Origin of the sequence: Dietzia psychralcaliphila (genome assembly GCF_003096095.1) — a bacterium.
GTDB lineage: Bacteria > Actinomycetota > Actinomycetes > Mycobacteriales > Mycobacteriaceae > Dietzia > Dietzia psychralcaliphila.
The window spans coordinates 730,224-746,031 of sequence record NZ_CP015453.1; the positions used below are offsets into that span (position 1 = coordinate 730,224).

Sequence of the window (15,808 nt, forward strand, 5' to 3'; positions counted from 1 at the left end):
CGCGGCCGCCGCAGGCCTCGGGTCGCGGTGTCCTGTACCTAGCCCCGGTGATTCACGGGGGTTGAGGAATCTGGTCCCCTACTGATGTGGCGTCCGGGTGGGGATTTGGGCGTGCGGGGGTGCCGGCTGGCGCTGCCGGTGGGCGGGTCTCCGGGTGGTGCTGTTGTGGGTGGACGGGTGGGGTCAGGCGGGTTTGGGGATCGCGGCGATGGTCTGGAAGACGGCTTCGATGGCGGTGGCCCAAGGCCAGGTTTCGGGGATCTTCACCCGGCGCCTGCGGCCGCTACGGGTCAGTCTGGCGGCGACGTGAAGGAAGCGGTAGCGCAGCGCTTTGGGCTCGCACAAGGCGAGCACGGCGGCGGCGCCGGTGCAGGCAAGCATCCGCGTCCAGGCCACCAGGTCCGCGGCGATCATCACCGCTACGAGCCAGGCCTGGTTGAGGGCGAATTCGCGTGAGGGAAGGCGGCCCAGGCCGGTGTCTTTGGCGTGGCGGATTCGGTCTTCGACGCGGGCGTGCGCCCGGTGCCTGGCTTCTAGGAAGTGCAGTTGACCGGTGGCGGTGTTGGTGACAAATGCCTGGTAGCGCCACCCGTCGATCTCCTCGAACATCGACAACTGGGCGCCTGGGTGGGGTCGTTCGCGGCGGACGATGACCCGCATCCCCTCGGGCCATTTCGCGAGCATCTTCGGCGGCAGGATCCCTGTCAGTTCCGCGACCTCGGCCCCGTCGCGGATTTCGCCGGACTGGTTCAGTGCCGGACCCCACGCCTCCTCGGGGGCGATCGCGATCGCTCGGCGTATCGGGGCGGTGACCGAGAACCCGACCGAGTACTCCACGCGTCGACCACGAACACGGTTCTGGTCGGTGACCCAGTTCAACAGGTCGTGGGAGGCGCCGGCACCGTCGGAGCGGATCAGCAGATCACGACGGCGGGCGGCGGGGATCTGCGCGATCGCCTGGCCCAGGACGTCGATGTGGTCGGAGGCGGTGTTCGACCCCGCGTTGCCCGGACGCAGACTCGCGGCGAGGAACTCTTCTGTGTTGTCGCACCACACGCCGATCGGGTGGTAGCCGAACGTGCGCTTGTACGTCGGAGCGGTGTTCTCTTTTTCGCTGTGGGTGACCACGATGGTGGCGTCCACATCCAGCACGATCGTTGATCCCAGGTTACGACCTGCACATGTGGATGCGGGAACTCCACCTGGCAGGCGGGACCACACATGCCGCCGGGTGCGGGCACGAGCGACCTGGATCTTCTTCCGCTTACCTGCGGTGACCTCGTCCAGGGTGCGCCACACCGTCGGTGCCGAGGCCACCGGGCCCAGGACCTCTGACTGGTGGCGCAGGACCCCGATATCGGAGATCGTCTCGCCACCGTCGGCGAGCATCACCGCGACATCAGTCAGAACCCGGCCGCGATCGTGAACGGGATTGAACCGGCGGCGAGCCATAGCCCCGGACAGTTCGGCCGTGAGCCCCACACGGTCCGCCAGCAGACGCGGCGCCAGAGCCCCGGCGTGAGAAATCACCCCGACACCATCAGCGGTAACAGACAGACCAGACGACCACGAAGTACGCTTCACCTACCGAGTGCTTTCTGCTTGAGGATCAGGAACCTTAGACAAGTCCCAGTTTCCCCTGCTCAGGAAGCACTTCGGTCTATTTACACCCAGCGATCCGCAGATCCCCGTGAATCACCCGGGCTAGCAAGTGCTTGGTTGGTAGGGTGGCCGAATGACCAGCACGACCAGACGTGAGGAGCTCCTGGCGATCGCCGCCGGGCTCTTCGCCGAGCGCGGCCTCCGCGCCACCACCGTGCGAGACATCGCCGACGCGGCCGGCATCCTCTCGGGCAGCCTGTACCACCACTTCTCGTCCAAGGAGGCGATCGTAGACGAGATCCTCCGCGGATTCCTCGACTCGCTCTTCGGGGACTACCAGCGGATCGTCGACGCGGGGTCGTCGCCCCGGGAGACCCTCGAGGGGCTGGTGCGCGTCTCGTTCGAGGCCATCCACCGCCACCGCGACGAGGTGGCCATCTACCAGGACGAGCTCAAGCATCTCCGGGGCAATCCGAGGTTCGACTACCTCCGCGAGCGCAACACCGAGTTCCGCGAGATGTGGACCGACGTGCTGAGTCGGGGAATGGAGTCCGGGGAGTTCCGTCCCGACCTCGACATCCGGCTCACCTACCGGTTCCTCCGTGACACGGTCTGGGTGGCAGTGCGCTGGTACCGGCCGGAGGACGCCGACGACCACGCCGCGATCGCGGACCAGTACCTGCGCATCGTGCTCGACGGCCTGGCCGTCGACTGATCAGCACCACCCCATCCTGATCTCATACCCCCACGAGGAGACACATGACCAGCGTGACCGGCCGCGAGGCCTACGTGATCGACGCAGTCCGGACGCCCGCGGGCAAGCGCGGCGGCAGCCTGTCCGGCCAGCACCCGGCGGACCTGGCCGCGCACGTCATCCGCGCCGTCGTCGAGCGCACGGGGATCGACCCGGAGGTCGTCGACGACGTGATCTTCGGCTGCGTGGACGCCATCGGCCCCCAGGCGGGCAACATCGCGCGCTCCGCGTGGCTCGCGGCGGGGATGCCCCTCGGCGTGCCCGGCACGACCGTCGACCGCCAGTGCGGATCCAGCCAGCAGGCCATCCACTTCGGGGCCCAGGGGATCATGTCCGGGACCCAGGACGTGGTTCTGTTCGGTGGAGTCCAGAACATGAGCGCCCTGCCCATCTCGTCGGCCATGCTGGCGGGTCGCGAGTACGGGTTCGACGACCCGTTCACCGGCTCCACCGGGTGGGTCGAGCGCTTCGGCGCCCAGGAGATCTCGCAGTTCAACGGCGCGCAGATGATGGCCGACAGGTGGGACATCTCCCGCGAGGAGATGGAGCAGTGGGCGCTGCAGTCGCACTCCCGCGCCCGCGCCGCGATCGCCGAGGGCCGGTTCGCCGGTGAGTACGTCCCGCTGGCCGGACTCGAGTCGGACGAGACCACCCGTGAGACGACACTCGAGAAGATGGCCTCACTGCCGGTGCTCGCCGAGGGAGGGTCCCTGACCGCCGCGGTGGCGTCACAGATCTCCGACGGGGCGTCCGCGGGGCTGCTCGCGTCCGCGGAGGCGGTGGAGAAGTACGGCCTGACGCCGCGGGCCCGGATCCACCACCTCACCGTGCGCGGCGACGATCCGGTGATGATGCTCTCCGCGCCGATCCCCGCCACCCGGTGGGCCCTGGAGAAGACCGGACTGACGATCGACGACATCGACGTGGTGGAGATCAACGAGGCGTTCGCCCCCGTCGTGTTGGCCTGGATCAAGGAGATCGGCGCCGACCCGGCCCGGGTGAACCCCAACGGCGGCGGCATCGCCCTCGGTCACCCGCTCGGTGCCACCGGCGCGAAACTGTTCGCCACGCTCCTGAACGAGCTCGAGCGCACCGGCGGCCGCTACGGCCTGCAGACGATGTGCGAGGGCGGCGGCACCGCCAACGTGACGATCATCGAGCGCCTGGACACCTGACGGCTCAGCCGCGGCTCAATAACGGGACGGGCCCCGCACCGACTGGTGCGGGGCCCGCGTGCGTGTGCTGTCAGTTCTCGGTGTCGCCGGCCGCCGAGAGGGTGTCGAGGTTGAGCTCGCCACCGGCCTCGCCGCCCATTGCCGAGGACAGGGCGTCGAGACCGAGCTCGCCACCGGCCTCGCCGCCGCCGAGCAAGCCGAGGACGCTGCCGAGGCCGCTGTCATCGCCCTCGCCGGTGGCGGCGGAGAGGGTTCCGAGGGTGTCCTCGGTCGAGAGTCCGCCGATGCTGCCCTGGATCGCGTCGAGCGGGTCGCCGACGAGCACGGGCCCGGCGACGTTCGCCTCACCGAGCAGGCAGTAGGTGACCACGGCGTACACGTTGGAGTCCACTGTGGCGGAGACCGTGACGTCGCCGGTCAAGGAAGTGATGACGGCAACCGGGCTGTTCAGAGGGCCGCCGCGGAGAGCGGTCAACTCAGTGTTCCCGCTGACCAGGTCCAGGATCGCGTCGGCGTTCAGGCTCGAGAGCGCCTCGAGCTGCGCCGCGATGGCGGCGGCGCTGGAGGTGGGGGCGGCCACGGCGACGCAGGTGTCACCGTCGACCAGACCGTCGGTCTCGAAGGTGACGGAGATCGTGTTGCCGTCCACGACGGGAGCGGCGGGGGTGACAGCGGTCGCGGCGCCGGCGCCGGCGAAGGTCAGGGCGGCGGTGGCGCCGAGGACGGCCGCGGTGCGGACGGCGGTACGGGGGGAGGTCATAGTGTTCTCCTGAGGGTGCGTGGTGGAGTCCGCGGTTGGCGGACAACGACTCTCAGATTAGGCCAAGAAAATCCTGAGGAAGTACTGATTCGGTGAACATGACCGCACCCGCCAACCTTCGCGGTCGGCGGGTGCGTTAAAGAAGTTGCCCGTGGGTCGGGTGGGGATGAGAGTGGACCTACGAGCCCAGGTCCCGCAGGGTCTCCAGCCGCTGGTGCGCCTGGGTCATGATCCGCTGGATCAGCTCGTCGCAGCTGGGTAGGTCCTCGATCATGCCCACGACCTGACCGGAGGCCAGCACGCCGGCCTCGGTGTTCCCCTCGACGAGGCCGGCCTTGAGCAGCATCGGGGTGTTGGCGGCCATGACGATCTGCTGCCACGTGCGGTCGGACGCCTTCTTCATGTTGAGGCCGTCCCTGGCGAGTGCCTGCCACCTCATGCCCGTCATGGACTTGAACTTGTTGGCGTTCTGGACGGCCGCCAGCATCCCCTTGACGGGGCTGCCCGACTCCAGGGCGTTGACCAGGCCGGTACGCAGGACGCGGTGCGGCATGCCGTCGACACGGGTGGAGACGACGGTGTCCTGCAGCCCCTTCTCCAGGTACTGCTGCTTGACCGCGTCCGGGACGCGGGAATCGCTGGTGAGCAGGAACCGCGTGCCCATCGCGACGCCGGCGGCGCCGTAGGCCAGCGCGGCCACCAGGCCGCGGCCGTCGAAGAACCCTCCCCCCGCGATCACCGGGATGGAGGTGTTCCCGGCCCCGCCCAGCGCGTCGATGACACTCGGCAGCAACAGCGTCGTGGCCACCGGGCCGGTGTGTCCACCGCCCTCGCCGCCCTGGACGATCACCGCGTCGGCGCCCCACGAGGCCACCTTGACGGCGTGTTTGGCCGCACCGATGGAGGGGACGACGACGAGGCCGTTCTCCTTCAATCTGGCGATCAACTCCGGCTTGGGCGCGAGCGCGAACGACGCGACCCTCACCCCGTGGCGGATCATGAGCTCGCACCGCTCGGCGGCGTCCTCGGCGTCGGCGCGGAGGTTGACCCCGAAGGGCTTGCTGGTCAGCTCCTTGGTGCGCACGATGGCGTTCTCGAGCTCAGCAATTGTCATGGTGGCCGAGGCGATGATCCCCAGCCCCCCGGCGTTGGCGGTGGCCGCGGTGAGCTCCGGACCGGATACCCACCCCATGCCCGTCTGGACGATCGGGTACTCGACGCCGACGAGTTCGGTGAAGGCCGTGGTGATGGTGGGGGCGTTCACGCGGCCGGCACCTCGCGGTCGCGGAACCCGCGTGGGTCGAGGACCTCGCGGATGAGGCGGAGCTCATCGGCGGACGGGTCGCGGGTGACCCCCGCCTCGGCCAGCCCTTCGATAGCGAACCCGGTGTTGTCCGCGACCTCCTCGGCGGTCACCCCCGGATGCAGGCTCACCGCGCGCATCCCGCGATCGGATCCGGTGAAGTCGAACACCCCCAGGTTGGACACCACCCGGTGGAGGTGGTGGTAGCGGAACGCCGGATCACCCTCGTCGTACCGGTCGTTGCCCACGCCGCAGACGATGTCGACCTTCTCGGTGAAGACGCGGGTGGAGTGCTTGCCCACCCAGTAGCTGGTGGCGTGGTTGATCGAGTTGCCCGGGGCACCGCGCAGGCCGAACATCTGCCGCGCGGGTTTCTGGACGTCGTCGCCGAAGGCCGAGAGGTTCTGGTTGCCGAACCGGTCGATCTGGTTGGCGCCCATGACCACGTGGCGGGTGCCGGCCTGGAGGACGTCGAACACGCGGGGGAACGGGATGTACCCCTCGAAGTCGATGACCTTGCCCAACGGCGGGGTCTGGGCCAGGAAGCGGTACTCGCCGTCGGTGATGAGCAGGTCCGGCTCGGTGGTGAGACGCGCGAGGCGGGCGCCGATGGTGGCCATCGGCGTCATGGGGGAGGCGAAGATCTCACCGGCACCGGCGAAGATCTCCGCGCATGCCACGGCGCAGTACTCGGCCCGGGTGACGGACTGGGTGGTCGTGTCGGTCATCACTTGGCTCCCTTGTCTGCGGCGGTGGCCTTCTCGGCGGCGGCTTTCTCCGCGAACGCGGCGACCGCCTTCTGGTAGTCCTCCTCTGAGCCGGACAGGAACTCGGAGACGAAGTCCGCCCACGACGCGTCGTCCTTGGCCGAGGAGGCGTAGTGCCTCTGGAACGCCTCGTCACGGCCATAGCCGCCGGCGAACGTGAAGTGCGCGCCGTTCGGCGCCTCGGAGACGGTGTCGACGAACATCCGGCTCAGCAGCATGCGCTGCGGGCCCACCTCGTTCATCAGCGCGTCCGCCGACTCCACGACCTCGTCGACCTCGAGGAGGACCGTATCCGCGGACATCGCGTAGAGGTCGTCGAAGTACCCGTCAACGCCCGTGAACGCGGCGTTGCCGTGCTTGTCGGCCTTGTCCAGGTGGATCAGGGCGGCGTCGAGCCGCAACGCCGGCATCGCCACCAGCGTCTCGGTCCGGCCGTCCACCTGATACGGCGAGTCGACGGTCTTGAGCTCGTCTCCCCAGAAGCGGAACACGTCCGAGCCGAGGCCGGCGCGCGTGGGCAGGAACGGCAGGCGGTGCGCCGCGGCGGTGAGGCCGGCGCGGACCATGCCCTCGTCCATCTCGCGGGAGATGATCGCTCCCTCGGTGCGGCGGCGTGCGAACCACGGGTCGTAGAACGGCGCGGAGTCCAGCGAGACGAAGCCGTAGTAGACCTTCGAGACCTTCCCGGCCGAGCACAGGAGCCCCAGGTCCGGGCCGCCGAAGGTGACGACAGTGAGGTCGGTCAGGTCCTCGCGGCGCAGGATCGCGCGGACGAGCGCCATCGGCTTGCGCCGCGAACCCCAGCCACCGATGCCGATGGTCATGCCGCTGGAGAGGCGTCCCACGGCCTCGTCGAGACTGGTGCGCTTGTCGCGCGGGGTGGGGGTCGTCATCACTTGTTCTCGCCCGTCCTCTCGGATCTGTTATCTCGTCGGTCCAGGTTCCGGCCCGTCTTGACGAACTCGTCCCGGTGCTCGTCGGCCACGCCGGCGAGGTTGAGTTCGAAGGTGAAGCCCTGCTCCATGCGGTACGAGGTCTTCACGTCGACCGGGTCGATGTGGTTGATGGCTTCCTTGGCCGCGCGGATCACCCGGGTGTCCTTGGCGGCGATCGTCTCCGCGAGGTCACGCGCCGCCGCGTCCAGCTGGTCACGGGGTACCACCTCGTACACCGTGCCCCAGCTGTGGAGCTGCTGTGCGGTGACGTTCCGGGAGGTGAAGTACAGGGTGCGCATCATGTGCGCGGGGACCATGCGCGCCAGGTGGGTCGCGGCGCCGAGCGCTCCCCGGTCCACCTCGGGCAGCCCGAACACCGCGTCGTCGGAGGCGACGATGCAGTCCGCGTTCCCCACGAGCCCGATGCCGCCTCCGACGCAGAACCCGTTCACCGCGGCGATCACGGGGACCGCGCACTCGTAGACGGCGTTGAAGGCCACGTAGCACCCGCGGTTGGCGGCCAGGAGGTGGTCGAAACCCTCGAAGTCCTGCATCTCCTTGATGTCGACGCCCGCGTTGAACCCCCGGCCCTCGGCCCGGAGGATCACCACGTGCACCTCCGGGTCGCGCCCGGCGGCGAGGATCTGCTCGCCGAGGTCGAACCACCCCGCGGACGGGATGGCGTTGACGGGGGGAAAGTCGACGGTGACGGTCGCGATGCCGTCTGCTCCCTTGTCGACACTGATGCCCATGGTGCTCCCTTCGCACGCCGCCGCTGTGCTTCAGCGGTCGGGTGACTAACCAAACGCTTGCTTGGTAGGCTAGCACGCATGTCGAACATCGATCTGGGTCTGGCGGGAAGGGTCGTCCTCGTCACGGGCGGCGTCCGCGGCGTCGGCGCGGGCATCAGCAGGGTCTTCCGAGAAGCGGGCGCCGTCGTCGTCACCTGCGCGCGACGTCCCGCCGACGACGGATCCGACGTCGCGGATCTCGAGTTCCACTCCGTCGACCTCCGGGACCCCGACGCGGTCCGTGCGGTGGTCGACCGGATCGTGGAACGACACGGTCGTCTGGACGTGGTGATCAACAACGCCGGCGGAGCCCCGTTCGCCCTGGCGGCCGACGCCAGCGCCAACTTCCACTCCAAGATCATCGCGCTGAACCTGCTGTCCGCCCTCACGGTGGCCCAGGAGGCGAACCGGGTCATGCAGCCGTCTGGCGGGGCGATCGTCAACATCTCGTCGGTCTCCGGCCACCGGCCCTCGCCCGGGACCGCCTCGTACGGAGCCGCCAAGGCGGGCATCGACTCGCTCACGCAGTCCCTGGCCGTCGAGTGGGCGCCCGCCGTGCGGATCAACTCCGTGGTGGTGGGCCCGGTCAAGACCGAGCTCGCCGAGATGCACTACGGGGACTCCGACGGTGTGGCCGCGGTCGACGCCACGATCCCGATGGGCCGGATGGCGGACCCGCGGGACGTGGGCCAGGCGGCCGCGTTCCTGGCCTCGCCGTTGGCGGCCTACATCACCGGCGCCGAACTCCTGGTCCACGGGGGCGGCGAGAAGCCGGCCTTCCTCTCGGCGGCCAACGCCAACACCAGCCCCTGACATCACCGAACCACTATTCAAGGAGAACCATGGGAATCTGCGACGGACGCGTCGTCATCGTCACCGGCGCCGGCCGCGGGATCGGCCGGGAGCACGCCCTGGCCTTCGCGGCCGAGGGGGCCAGGGTCGTGGTCAACGACCTCGGCGCCGGGCTCGACGGATCGGACGTGGGGGAGTCCCCGGCCGAGCAGGTGGTGGAGGAGATCCGGGCCGCCGGCGGCGAGGCTGTGGTCAACGGTAACGACATCTCCTCGTGGGAGGGGGCACGCGAACTCGTCCAGCAGGCGATCGACCACTTCGGGGGACTCGACGTGCTGGTCAACAACGCCGGCTTCCTCCGCGACAAGATGCTCGTCGGCATGGGGGAGCAGGACTGGGACAACGTGATCACCGTCCACCTCAAGGGCCACTTCGCGCCGCTACGGCACGCCGCCGAGTACTGGCGCGCGGAGTCGAAGGCCGGCAGGCCCCGCCAGGCCCGGGTCATCAACACCTCGTCGGGCGCCGGTCTGTTCGGTTCGGTGGGACAGGGCAACTACGCCACCGCGAAGGCCGGCATCGCGCTGTTGACCGTCCAGACCGCCGCCGAGATGAAGGGCTACGGCGTGACCGCCAACGCCATCGCCCCGGCCGCGCGTACCCGTATGACCACCTCCGCGGGGGAGGGTATGGCCTCCCAGATGGCCGCGCCGGAGGACGGCTCCTTCGACGCCATGGACCCGGCCAACGTCTCGCCGCTGGTCGTGTGGCTCGGGTCGACGGAATCAGCCGATGTCACCGGACGCGTGTTCGAGGTCGAGGGTGGAAAGGTCACCGTGTGCGACGGATGGCAGCGCGCCGCGTCCGAGGACAAGGGTGCCAAGTGGGACCCGGCAGAGCTGGGGTCCGTGGTGCCGCGACTGCTCTCCGAGTCGCCCGCGCCGGTGCCCGTGTACGGCGCCCGCTGAGCCCGCCGGTCTGAACCGCGCCCGGCCTGAACTGCGAGAAGGAGCCCCGCACCAGCTCGGTGCGGGGCTCCTTCTCCGGTCCCGGGCTCAGCGCCCGATATCAGGTGACTCAGTTCTCGGGATCCGGGCAGTCCTGCGCGTGAACCGATCCTGCGTTCGCGAGCTGGTCGACCTGCTCCTGCGGCAGGTCGCAGATCGTGGGCAGCGGCGGCAGGCCGGGCATCGGGGGCAGGGCGGGGAGCGCCACGCCACCATTGATCGCAGCGCCCGCGAGGACGAGCGTGCCGCCCAGGGACAGGACCGGAAGCAGGGCGATTCCCGAACCGCTCTCGCCGCCCAGGCTGGCCGCGGCCTCCAGGGAGCTGAGCGCGCCCATCTCCGACCCGAGGTTCGTCGAGAACGTGCCCTGGACGGAACCGTTCTCCAGCGAACCGGTCAGCGCGGTGAGCGAGCCGTTGACCGCGGTGAGGTCACCGAAGGAGCCGGTCAACACCTCGGCGCTGCCACCGGTGGATCCGGTGATCAGGTCCGAACTCTGGCCCGTGGAGCCGCTGTTGCCCGAGAGGGATCCGGAGACCTCCTCGATGGAGCCGGACAGTGCGGGCAGGATCCCGCCCTCGGCGATCGACCCGATGATCGGGTCGGCGGAGTTGCTCTCCACCGAGCCGGCGAGCTGGTTGGCGGAGCCGTTGGTCAGCGACCCGGCGATCCCGTCGCCGACGAGCTCGGCAGAACCGCCGATGCCCGCGGTGGAGCCGTCAGGGAAGTTGGCGGACAGCGGCGGGAGCTCCGCGGACCCACCGAGGAAGTTGAGCTCGGTGGACAGGGGAGACATTCCGGTGGAGCCCATGCCCTCCGAACCGGTGAGGGGCGCGAGGTCGGAGGAGGTGAACTCAGCAGAACCACCGAGGAGATCGAGTTCCGTGGACAGCGGGGTCATGCCGAGGGATCCGACATCGGTGGAACCGAACTCGGCCGAGCCGCCGAGGAGTTCCGTGGACAGCGGCGTCATGCCGGTCGATCCCACGTCGCCCGACCCCACCAGGAGCTCGCTGGACAACGGGACCATGCCCGCGGAGCCGACGAGCGGGGCCAGGTCGGAGGAGGTGAAGCCAGCGGAGCCTCCGAGTAGGTCGGTGGACAGCGGGGTCATGCCGGCCGAGCCGACCTCGGTGGAGCCGAACTCCGCGGAGCCGCCGAGCAGGTCCAGCTGGGTGGACAGCGGGGAGAGGTCGGAGGAGGTGAAGTCCGCGGAGCCGCCGAGCAGGTCGGTGGACAGCGGCGGGAGCTCCGACGAGGCGGGGAGTTCGGCGGAGCCGCCGAGGAGGTCGGAGGACAGGGGCATCATGCCGAGGGAGCCGATATCCGTCGATCCGAACTCGGCGGAACCACCGAGCAGATCCGTGGACAGCGGGGCCATGTCCGCGGAACCGATCTCCGACGACCCGCCGAGCAGGTCGGAGCTGCCCGGAATCTCGGACGACCCGCCGAGGAGATCGGAGCTGCCCGGAATCTCGGACGACCCGCCGAGCAGGTCGGAGCTGCCCGGCAGTGCCGAGGAGCCGCCGAGGGGATCGGAGCTCAGAGCGGGGAGGTCGGCCGAGCCACTGAGCGGATCGAGGCCGGCAGAGCCCCCGGCGAGGTCGCCGGCGGACCCGGTGAACGGGCCGAGAATCGGACCGATCGCATCGATGACACTGCCGAGATCCTGCGCGTTCGCCGTGCCTTGGACTCCGGCGGTGGCGAGCAGGAATGTCGCCGCGACCGCGGCGGCCCTGTTGGGCTTGTTCATGGGGGAGGTCCTTTCGGTGGTGTGACCCCTCGGACGACCGGGACCGTGTGGTCCCAGGTCCGGTCTTCTAACCCCGATAAGAATCCTCTAAGGCTGAGTGGATGTCAACGGTTTGCTCAGGAAGTGGTGCGCAAGTGACTAATGAGGTGATATGAGGTTGATAAACACTCGTCAACACCTGTGTGCCGAGTAAACGAACACCCAGAACCGTGGGATCGACCACGCGTCGGGGCGGGGTCGCCGCCCCGGGCCGCGGGGAGGGGGAATCGGGATCTCTGCGACCGGATGGACATCCGGGTGGACGACAGCGGCCGGGGCCTCTCGGAAGGAGAGGCCCCGGCCGGAGCGGGAGTGCCGGCGTCAGCCGAGCGGTTCGCAGATCACCACCGGGATGACCCTGCTCGTGTTGGCCTGGTACGAGGCGAAGTCCGAGTAGCGCTCGACGAGGCGGGGCCAGAGTTCGGCACGCTCCTGCGCGGTCGCCTCCCTCGCCCTCATCGCTCGGGTCCTTCGCCCGACCTGGATGGTGACCTCGGAATTCACCAGGATGTTCCGGTACCACTGCGGGTGCTTCGGCAGCCCGCCCTGGGAGGCGACCAGCAGGACCCGGTCACCGTCCGGGAGGTGGAGCAGCGGCACCGTGCGCGGTTCGCCGGATTTGCGTCCCGTCGTTGTCACCAGGCAGACCGGAACCGGTGCCTTCAGTGCCGATCCGACCCGCCAGTTGCCACCGATACGGCCGCCGGAGACGCGGTACGTCCAGGTGTTGACGCGGGACATCACCTTGATGATGCCGAGGACCCACGGCTTGGAGCGCCGGGGATCGTCCACGCCGGTCTCCACCCCGGGGTGACTCTCGCTCACTTGGACCCCGACAGCGGCGCGCGGACGATCACGTGCTTGCCCGGGAAGAACGCTGCCAGCTCGCGTCGGCTCTCCTTCAGCGCGGCCAGACCGAAGCCCTTCTTGCGCTCCTCGGGGTGGATCCAGATGGCCACGTCGACATCGCCGTCGTCGATCTGCTCACCGAACACCAGGCCCACCGGCTGGTCACGGGAGGTGTCCACGGCGACGAACCACATGGCCGACTCGGCCTCGACGCGCCGCAGTCCCTCGCGCAGTTCGGCCTCGGTCTTCTTCTCGTCCCACGCGCCTCCGGTCGCGGAGGTCTCGTCCGAGGACCGGGAGTGGAAGAGGGACCTGTGGTGCTCCGAGTCGCGGAACGGGTGCAGGGTGAAGCCGCCCGGCCCGGTGGGGGCGGAGGAGTCGCCCGGTTGCCCCAGAAGGTTCTCCAGCGGCGCCCGGAGTACTGCTTCGGCCTCCTCGGAAGGGATGGAGAGGAGGTCGGCCAGTGCCGCTGCGGCATCCTGCCTGGAGTCCGCTGACGCGAGGGCCGCGAAGACCTCGCTCCTGCGGGCCGCGGCCGTCTCGATGGCGTTGCTGCTCATGTCAGATCCTCTCGATGATGCTCGCCGAGGCCTGGGCGCCGCCCGCGCACATCGTGATGAGGGCGCGGTCGCCGTCCGTGCGCTCGAGCTCGTGCAGGGCGGTCGTGATGAGCCTAGCGCCGGTGCTGCCGACGGGATGTCCGATCGCGATGGCGCCGCCGTTGACGTTGACCTTGTCCATGTCCGGCCCGTGGACCTGCGCCCAGCTGAGCAGCACGGAGGCGAACGCCTCGTTGCACTCGAAGAGGTCGAAATCGGAGATGGACATCCCCGACCGGTCGAGCACGCGCTGGGTGGCCTGGACGGGGCCGTCGAGGTGGTACTCGGGCTCGCCGCCGACCAGCGCCTGGTGGACGATCCGCGCGCGGGGCCTGAGCCCGTGGGCCTTGGCGACGTCCTCGTCCATGAGCAGCACCGCGGCCGACCCGTCGGACATCTGGCTGGAGGTGCCGGCGGTGTGCAGGCCGCCCTCCAGGACCGGCTTGAGGCCGGCGAGCGCGTCCGCGGTGGTCTCGCGCAGGCCCTGGTCCCGGGTGACGGACACCGTCTCGCCGGTGTAGGTGCCGTCCTTGAGGCGTTCGGGGGCGTCGACCGCGAAGGTCTCGCGGTCGAAGCGTCCCTCGTCCCACGCCCGCCTGGCGTTGGCCTGGGACCGGACGCCCAGTTCCTCGAGGTCGGCGCGGCTCAGCCCGCGGCGGTGGGCGATGCGATCCGCGGCGGTGAACTGGTCGGGCAGATCGAGCTCCCAGTCGTCCGGCCGCGGCATCCCGTTCTCCCCGTTGCCGACCGCCGCGCGCAGGGCGATCCAGCTCATCGACTCCACTCCGCAGGCGATCCCGACATCCATCGCGCCGGCGTGGATGAGGTTGGCGATGAAGTGGTTGGCCTGCTGAGCGGACGAGCACTGGCAGTCGATCGTCGTGCACGCGGTCTTCCACGGCAGTCCGGAGGCGAGCCATGCGCCGCGGGTGACGTTGTTGCCCTGCGCGCCGGCCTGGGTGACACAGCCGCCCACGACCTGCTCGACCAGCGACGCGTCGATCCCGGCGCGCCGGATGACCTCCTTCTGGGAGGCGCCCAGCAGGTGTGCGGGGTGCAGGCCCGACAGTGCGCCGCGAGCCTTGCCGATCGGGGTGCGAACGGCCTCGACGATGACGGGATTGCCCATGGTGGTCCTTCCGGGTGACCGGGCCCGATGAAAACAGGGACCCAGGGGGAACGTGTTCTAGTATGGTGGGTGGAACGTGTTCTAGATTACCGCTCGGGTCCCGGGTTCGCAGTATCCCGGGGTCGTCGGTCGACGAGCACGAGACGCATCCGACGCGGTCAAGGAGTACCAGTGCAGGCAGTCACCATCCCCGAGGGTTTCGACTTCACGGACCCGGAGCTCTACGAGAAGCGGCTCCCGCATCCGGAGTGGGCTCACCTCCGTCGCACCGAACCGATCCGGTGGTGCGCCAACGAGCCCGGGGCCGACGGCTTCGACGACCACGGGTACTGGGTGGTCACCAAGCACGAGGACGTCAAGGAGATCTCCCGGCGCACCAACGAGGTGTTCTCCACCTTCGAGAACACCGCGATCCCGCGCTTCGCACCGGGCACCGAGCGCGAGATCGTCGAGCTGACCCGCCTGCTGTTCATCAACCAGGACGGTGAAGAGCACAAGAAGTACCGGCGCACCATCTCCAAGGGCTTCACCCCGCGCAACATCGAGAAGCTCCGGGACCACCTCGCCGAGAAGGCGCGGGTCATCGTCGAGACCGCGGCCGCCAAGGGCAGCGGCGACTTCATCACCGAGGTGGCCTCCGAGCTGCCTCTGCAGGCGATCGCCGAGCTCATCGGCATCCCCCTCGAGGACCGGCATCAGATCTTCGAGTGGTCCAACCAGATGACCAGTTACGACGTACCCGGCAAGGTCGAAGAGTCGCAGATGGCCAACGCCATGGTCCTGTCCTATGCGCAGGACCTCGCCGCCAAGCGCGAGATCGACCCCCGTGACGACCTGGTCACCAAGCTCATCCAGGCCGACATCGACGGCGAGAGGCTCACCGCCGACGAGTTCGGTTGGTTCGTGGTGCTGTTGGCCGTGGCCGGCAACGAGACCACCCGCAACGCCACCACACACGGGATGGTCGCCTTCCTCGACAACCCCGACCAGTGGGAGCTGTTCAAGGACGAGCGCCCCGCGACCGCCTACGACGAGATCCTCCGCTGGGCCTCGCCGATCACGTCGTTCCAGCGCACCGCCACCGAGGACGTCGAGATCGGGGGTGTGACCATGAAGAAGGGCGACCGCGCCGCCATCATGTACGGCTCGGCGAACTTCGACGAGGACGTTTTCGAGGACCCCTTCTCGTTCAACATCCTGCGCGATCCCAACCCGCACCTGAGTTTCGGCGGGAACGGCCCGCACTACTGCATCGGGGCGAACCTGGCCAGGCTGCAGATCGAACTGATCTTCAACGCCATCGCCGATCACCTCCCCAACCTGGAGGCCCTCGGGGAGCCCTCCCGCATCCGCTCGGGGTGGCTCAACGGCATCACCGAGTGGTCGGTCGACTACAAGTGCCCGGTCATGCGCTGACCCGAGCCCCACACACGGCCCGGCTCACGGCCCCGACCCCGCCTTCTCGCCAGGCCGGGTCGGGGCCGTCGGTTCTCTCCGGGCGGGCCTCGTCGTCATCCCTCGGAGAGGCTCCATCGATTAGGCCGAACCCCGTC

The 15,808-nt window shown here is 69.2% G+C and carries 15 protein-coding genes; 5 read left to right on the plus strand and 10 right to left on the minus strand.

The window, feature by feature from the left end; all coding sequences use genetic code 11:
• Positions 1–183: 183 nt before the first annotated feature.
• The gene (locus A6048_RS03255; protein ID WP_107748751.1) at positions 184–1,584 is read right to left on the minus strand and encodes an IS1380 family transposase; all 1,401 of its coding nucleotides are present in this window, start codon (positions 1,582–1,584) and stop codon (positions 184–186) included.
• Between the two features lie 151 nt (positions 1,585–1,735).
• On the opposite strand from A6048_RS03255, the gene A6048_RS03260 reads away from it, so the two are divergent.
• Together A6048_RS03260 and A6048_RS03265 are read left to right on the plus strand one after the other, a co-directional pair.
• Complete coding sequence (locus A6048_RS03260; RefSeq protein WP_107748752.1) at positions 1,736–2,317, plus strand: TetR/AcrR family transcriptional regulator; 582 nt, start codon at positions 1,736–1,738, stop codon at positions 2,315–2,317.
• Between the two features lie 44 nt (positions 2,318–2,361).
• Positions 2,362–3,531 (plus strand): acetyl-CoA C-acetyltransferase, encoded by a 1,170-nt coding sequence (locus A6048_RS03265; protein WP_107748753.1) that lies wholly within the window; start codon positions 2,362–2,364, stop codon positions 3,529–3,531.
• 70 nt (positions 3,532–3,601) lie between these two features.
• On the opposite strand, the gene A6048_RS03270 is transcribed toward A6048_RS03265, so the two are convergent.
• From A6048_RS03270 to A6048_RS03290, 5 genes are all read right to left on the minus strand, one after another.
• Positions 3,602–4,291, minus strand: a complete 690-nt coding sequence (locus A6048_RS03270; RefSeq protein WP_107748754.1) for a hypothetical protein — start codon at positions 4,289–4,291, stop codon at positions 3,602–3,604.
• Between the two features lie 178 nt (positions 4,292–4,469).
• Positions 4,470–5,555, minus strand: coding sequence for an NAD(P)H-dependent flavin oxidoreductase (locus A6048_RS03275; RefSeq protein ID WP_107748755.1), 1,086 nt, complete (start codon positions 5,553–5,555; stop codon positions 4,470–4,472).
• On the minus strand, positions 5,552–6,322 hold the full coding sequence (locus A6048_RS03280; RefSeq protein WP_107748756.1) for a CoA-transferase subunit beta: 771 nt from the start codon (positions 6,320–6,322) through the stop codon (positions 5,552–5,554). Before A6048_RS03280 ends, A6048_RS03275 begins: the two co-directional genes overlap by 4 nt.
• Positions 6,322–7,254 carry a CoA transferase subunit A gene (locus tag A6048_RS03285; RefSeq protein WP_200837412.1) on the minus strand — a complete coding sequence of 311 codons (933 nt, stop codon included), beginning with the start codon at positions 7,252–7,254 and terminating at the stop codon, positions 6,322–6,324. The genes A6048_RS03280 and A6048_RS03285 overlap by 1 nt, the downstream gene beginning before the upstream one ends.
• The gene (locus A6048_RS03290) at positions 7,254–8,048 is read right to left on the minus strand and encodes an enoyl-CoA hydratase family protein (protein WP_107748758.1); all 795 of its coding nucleotides are present in this window, start codon (positions 8,046–8,048) and stop codon (positions 7,254–7,256) included. Before A6048_RS03290 ends, A6048_RS03285 begins: the two co-directional genes overlap by 1 nt.
• Positions 8,049–8,126: 78 nt before the next feature.
• Here A6048_RS03290 and A6048_RS03295 point away from each other — a divergent pair, with 78 nt between their 5' ends.
• Both A6048_RS03295 and A6048_RS03300 read left to right on the plus strand, forming a co-directional pair.
• Positions 8,127–8,900 carry an SDR family oxidoreductase gene (locus A6048_RS03295; RefSeq protein ID WP_107748759.1) on the plus strand — a complete coding sequence of 258 codons (774 nt, stop codon included), beginning with the start codon at positions 8,127–8,129 and terminating at the stop codon, positions 8,898–8,900.
• Between the two features lie 29 nt (positions 8,901–8,929).
• Positions 8,930–9,847, plus strand: coding sequence for an SDR family oxidoreductase (locus A6048_RS03300; protein ID WP_107748760.1), 918 nt, complete (start codon positions 8,930–8,932; stop codon positions 9,845–9,847).
• Between the two features lie 109 nt (positions 9,848–9,956).
• Here the strand turns inward: A6048_RS03300 and A6048_RS03305 are convergent, their stop codons facing one another.
• From A6048_RS03305 to A6048_RS03320, 4 genes are all read right to left on the minus strand, one after another.
• On the minus strand, positions 9,957–11,639 hold the full coding sequence (locus A6048_RS03305) for a hypothetical protein (protein ID WP_107748761.1): 1,683 nt from the start codon (positions 11,637–11,639) through the stop codon (positions 9,957–9,959).
• Positions 11,640–11,999: 360 nt separating this feature from the next.
• On the minus strand, positions 12,000–12,419 hold the full coding sequence (locus tag A6048_RS03310; protein ID WP_200837413.1) for a nitroreductase family deazaflavin-dependent oxidoreductase: 420 nt from the start codon (positions 12,417–12,419) through the stop codon (positions 12,000–12,002).
• 80 nt (positions 12,420–12,499) lie between these two features.
• The gene (locus A6048_RS03315) at positions 12,500–13,087 is read right to left on the minus strand and encodes a GNAT family N-acetyltransferase (RefSeq protein WP_107748763.1); all 588 of its coding nucleotides are present in this window, start codon (positions 13,085–13,087) and stop codon (positions 12,500–12,502) included.
• A 1-nt stretch (position 13,088) separates the two neighbouring features.
• The gene (locus A6048_RS03320; protein WP_107748764.1) at positions 13,089–14,255 is read right to left on the minus strand and encodes a steroid 3-ketoacyl-CoA thiolase; all 1,167 of its coding nucleotides are present in this window, start codon (positions 14,253–14,255) and stop codon (positions 13,089–13,091) included.
• Positions 14,256–14,426: 171 nt separating this feature from the next.
• Between A6048_RS03320 and A6048_RS03325 the strand changes: the two genes are divergently transcribed.
• Positions 14,427–15,671, plus strand: coding sequence for a cytochrome P450 (locus A6048_RS03325; RefSeq protein ID WP_107748765.1), 1,245 nt, complete (start codon positions 14,427–14,429; stop codon positions 15,669–15,671).
• Positions 15,672–15,808: the final 137 nt, after the last annotated feature.